This window comes from Synechococcus sp. RC10B2, from assembly GCF_047502635.1.
The window spans coordinates 5,149-9,855 of record NZ_JANSHO010000039.1 but is presented as its reverse complement, the minus strand read 5'-3'; the positions used below and the strand labels follow the sequence as shown (position 1 = coordinate 9,855).

2 protein-coding genes and 1 CRISPR repeat array are annotated in these 4,707 nt (G+C 55.6%); both genes read left to right on the top strand.

Annotated elements, in window-relative coordinates:
- Window positions 1–591: 591 nt before the first annotated feature.
- Window positions 592–1,014 carry an archease gene (locus tag NW855_RS04655; RefSeq protein ID WP_099835756.1) on the top strand — a complete coding sequence of 141 codons (423 nt, stop codon included), beginning with the start codon at window positions 592–594 and terminating at the stop codon, window positions 1,012–1,014.
- Between the two features lie 12 nt (window positions 1,015–1,026).
- The gene (locus NW855_RS04650) at window positions 1,027–2,457 is read left to right on the top strand and encodes an RtcB family protein (RefSeq protein ID WP_414508410.1); all 1,431 of its coding nucleotides are present in this window, start codon (window positions 1,027–1,029) and stop codon (window positions 2,455–2,457) included.
- Window positions 2,458–2,538: 81 nt separating this feature from the next.
- Window positions 2,539–4,688: a CRISPR direct-repeat array (repeat unit 36 nt; unit sequence GTTTCCAATTTCTAGGGATCCCCCCGAAGGGGGAAC).
- Window positions 4,689–4,707 lie beyond the last annotated feature (19 nt).

Sequence of the window (4,707 nt, the reverse complement as noted above, 5' to 3'; positions counted from 1 at the left end):
CGGGCTTTTCCGCCCCGCACTCAAGTGCGGGGCTACCAAGCTATCCTTTTGTGTGGTATGAGTCTTACGAGGATGAGATTGAGGAGTTTCGCAAAAACTTTTGGTAGTCGGCTTTGCGTTGGAGTCCATCCGCCACAAAGATTCTCCACAGGCTGAGGCTACTCCTCAGGATGTTCTCCACTACTGCCTGAACCAATGGCCTTGGGAGGCGGTACAAACGGTAGTGGAAGGCCGGGCATACCACGCCAAATCTCAAAGCGGTGACCAAGGTGCCGCTTTGTTCTATAACGATAAACTGGTCTACCCGTTAGTCGTCACACCAGCAGCTTCTCTCTTCTGGGAAGCTCCCCTAGACAAGGAGGGCCTGATGGCGAAACCATTGGGCCTTTTCACTCTTTCTTTATCTTGTGGGAGGATCCCCCCAGCCTAAGGAACTTTCGGCAGGATAAGAGACGAATACAATGGTAGTATCATGGCTGCTTTTATTCCCAATCTGCAGGGATCCCGCGGTAAGCTGCAGTGCCGCGCCTTAGCCTGGGCGGTATTTGTCTTTGGCCTGCACTGAGGACTGCACAAAACAAGGAGACGACCGTGGCGCGGGCAAGATGGGATCATTTCGAACACATGGCCGATGTCGGCGTCCGCGGCTATGGGGCGACCCCGGAGGAAGCTTTTGCCCAGGCAGCTTTGGCCCTGACTGCGGTGATCACCAGCGTGGATGAAGTAGCTCCCAGGGAGCGGCTAGAGATTGAGCTAGAAAATTCAGGCGATCTGGAACTGTTGTTGGTGGATTTCCTGAACGCAGTGATCTACGAGATGGCAGTCAGAGGAATGCTCTTTGGGAAAGTTGAAGTGCATCTTGCAAAAGACCATCTCAAGGCCAGCCTGTGGGGGGAAAGAGTTGACCGCGCCAAGCACCGACCGGCAGTAGAAGTTAAAGGGGCAACTTACACGCAACTCAAGGTAGCCCAAGAGGGTGAGCTTTGGGTGGCACAGTGTGTGGTGGATGTGTAAAGGAGGCAGTCTATGGATATCAAGAAACTTGAGCGTGTAGATGAGACTGTCTGGCGCATTCCTCCTAAAGGCAAAATGCGTGCCCCAGTCTTGATCTTTGCCGATGAGGAGTTAATCCGGGAGATGGACGACAAAGTGGCCGAGCAGGCCAGCAACGTGACCACCTTGCCAGGGATCGTGGGAGCCTGCTACGTGATGCCAGATGCCCACTGGGGCTATGGTTTTCCCATCGGTGGGGTGGCTGCTTTCGATGCGGAAGAAGGGGGGGTGATTTCCGCCGGCGGCGTGGGCTTTGACATCTCCTGCGGCGTGAGAACCTTGCGGACGGGGCTGACGCGCGAAGAAGTGGAGGAAGCGGCAGAACCCTTAGCCAATGCCTTGTATGCGAGCGTACCGGTAGGGCTTGGCAGCCGCAGCAAGATCTCCTTGAGCGACAAAGAGATGGAAGCCATGCTGGAAGGCGGAGCAGAATGGGCTGTGGCTCAAGGCTACGGCAAGAAAACAGATCTAGAGCGCATCGAAGAACATGGCCGCATGCGGGGAGCAATGCCGAGCGAAGTCTCCGCCTATGCGCGTGAGCGCCAGCGGCGGGAGATGGGGACTCTAGGCTCAGGTAACCACTACCTCGAAGTCCAGGTTGTTGACGAGATCTACGATCCCAAGGCTGCCGAGAGCTTCGGCCTCAAGCAGGGGGAAGTGGTCATTACTATTCACTGCGGCTCCCGGGGCTTGGGTCACCAGATTGGCACGGAGTATTTGAAGAAGATGCAAGAGGCGGCTAAAGAGCACGGCATAGAGCTGCCTGACCGCGAGCTGGCGTGTGCGCCCTTGAAGTCCAAAGTGGGGCAAAGCTACCTGGGAGCAATGCGGGCAGCTATCAACTGCGCCTTGGCCAACCGCCAGATCATCACCCACTGGGTGCGCCAGGTATTCGCCGAGCTTTTTCCCAAGGCTGAACTCGACCTTATCTACGACGTCTCCCACAACACCTGTAAGGAGGAGACGCACGTGATAGAGGGGAAAAAACGTCGCCTGTTCGTCCACCGCAAGGGGGCAACGCGCGCTTTTGGGCCTGGCCACCCAGAGATCCCTCAGGCTTTCCGCTCTATCGGTCAGCCGGTCATCATCGGCGGCTCCATGGGCACGGCCTCCTACATTCTGGTCGGCACGGAGCAAAGTGAGGCCCTTTCCCTCTCCTCGGCCTGCCACGGCGCCGGAAGGGCGATGAGTCGCAACCAAGCTCTCAAAGCCTGGACAGGGCAGGAGATCGTCGAACAACTGAGGCGGCGCGGCGTCATCGTCCGCAGCCCTTCTTTGCGGGGGGTAGCCGAAGAAGCGCCCCAGGCCTACAAAAACGTAGATAAAGTTGTGCGCGCTGCCGACCAAGCCAAGATCGCGAAACTCGTAGCGCGCCTAAGACCCATTCTGTGTATCAAGGGCTAGTTTTTTCTTTCTGACTTCTCAAGATCCCCCCGAAGGGAAAACACTGCTAAAACCTTTGCCGCTCTCGGAATGCCGGGAGCGGTTTCCAATTTCTAGGGATCCCTCTGAAGGGATAACTTCAGGGGATCCAGATCATCCCTGGAACACAGCAGGGGGAGTTTCCAAAGTTTCCAATTCCTAGGGATCCCCCCGAAGGGGGAACTTCGCAGTCCACTACCGGGTGTACAACCCGGGTGTGGAGTTTCCAATTTCTAGGGATCCCCCCGAAGGGGGAACTTATTCCTTGAACGGGGAACAGGAGATTATATCCACTCCCTTGTTTCCAATCTCTAGGGATCCCCCCGAAGGGGGAACGATTCGGGCAGTGAACACAACTCTGCCCATTCTAAAAATAGTTTCCAATTTCTAGGGATCCCCCCGAAGGGGGAACCCTAGGGTTCCAAGGACGTTCCTGGGCCGTTTAAGGCCCGTGTTTCCAATTTCTAGGGATCCCCCCGAAGGGGGAACTCGGCGGGGTGTACGTACACCACATCGCCTTCCGAGATAGGTTTCCAATTTCTAGGGATCCCCCCGAAGGGGGAACAGGAAAACGAGCTCTTTGAGGGATTGCCTTGCCCCCCGTGGTTTCCAATTTCTAGGGATCCCCCCGAAGGGGGAACCGGCTGTCCCGAACGTTACTATGCAGTGGTCTACCATCAGTTTCCAATTTCTAGGGATCCCCCCGAAGGGGGAACCTTCTTTATTCAGAGGAGTGCCAATTCCTTAGGGACGTGTTTCCAATTTCTAGGGATCCCCCCGAAGGGGGAACCACCACGAATAAACCCGTCCTGAAATATTAACCATGACCCCCGTTTCCAATTTCTAGGGATCCCCCCGAAGGGGGAACACAACGTGTCCTTGTTTACCCCTGATGATCTATCCAGTGTTTCCAATTTCTAGGGATCCCCCCGAAGGGGGAACAAAAGGAGTTGAAAATGTCGAAACGGCGCCTTATCTGGACGTTTCCAATTTCTAGGGATCCCCCCGAAGGGGGAACTACAAGGGAGGGGCATATGGTGAAGTATACCAAGGAAGTTTCCAATTTCTAGGGATCCCCCCGAAGGGGGAACATAAGAAAGAACAACTACCCCAGGGTGTATACCGAGCCTATCAATGTTTCCAATTTCTAGGGATCCCCCCGAAGGGGGAACAGGAACTGACCATCAACTTCCGCCTGTTCACCCCGGTTTCCAATTTCTAGGGATCCCCCCGAAGGGGGAACAGGTTATCGACTGGCAAGGGTAACTGTCTAGCAACCGGAAGTTTCCAATTTCTAGGGATCCCCCCGAAGGGGGAACGGCTATCTGGATCGGGCGGGTTCCAGAATTGTTGTAGTTTCCAATTTCTAGGGATCCCCCCGAAGGGGGAACGTTCTCCCGTCGCATCAAGATGCCTGTGCCTCCCGAGTGGCGTTTCCAATTTCTAGGGATCCCCCCGAAGGGGGAACAAACTCTTCGCAAAACCAGTTGCCTCCGCCAACGTCTTTACGGTTTCCAATTTCTAGGGATCCCCCCGAAGGGGGAACTATCCAAAACAGGGGCGACCAGGGTAACGTTCTCGTGTTTCCAATTTCTAGGGATCCCCCCGAAGGGGGAACACTTCAGCGCCTACGCGGAGGCTCTGCACAACTGGGAGTGTTTCCAATTTCTAGGGATCCCCCCGAAGGGGGAACTGATACTTTGGGCCACGGCATGGAGTTGGCCTTATGGTTGTTTCCAATTTCTAGGGATCCCCCCGAAGGGGGAACACTTCAGCGCCTACGCGGAGGCTCTGCACAACTGGGAGTGTTTCCAATTTCTAGGGATCCCCCCGAAGGGGGAACTGATACTTTGGGCCACGGCATGGAGTTGGCCTTATGGTTGTTTCCAATTTCTAGGGATCCCCCCGAAGGGGGAACTTGCGCCCTCAGCTTAACGCTCACCACGGGCCAGTCGCGTTTCCAATTTCTAGGGATCCCCCCGAAGGGGGAACTGGCCGGATCCCTTGTCGCTAGTCTCGGATGAAGGATCCGTTTCCAATTTCTAGGGATCCCCCCGAAGGGGGAACGTGCAGTCGATGGAGTTAATCAATGAACGAAGAAATATAGTTTCCAATTTCTAGGGATCCCCCCGAAGGGGGAACAAAACCGCAGGCGACGGCCATAGCCCTTAGAGAATGTTTCCAATTTCTAGGGATCCCCCCGAAGGGGGAACAAAACCGCAGGCGACGGCC

What these genes read in the sequence shown, in the direction of transcription:
- NW855_RS04650 (WP_414508410.1), top strand. Translation starts at nt 1,027, where the DNA reads ATGGATATCAAGAAACTTGAGCGTGTAGATGAGACTGTCTGGCGCATT.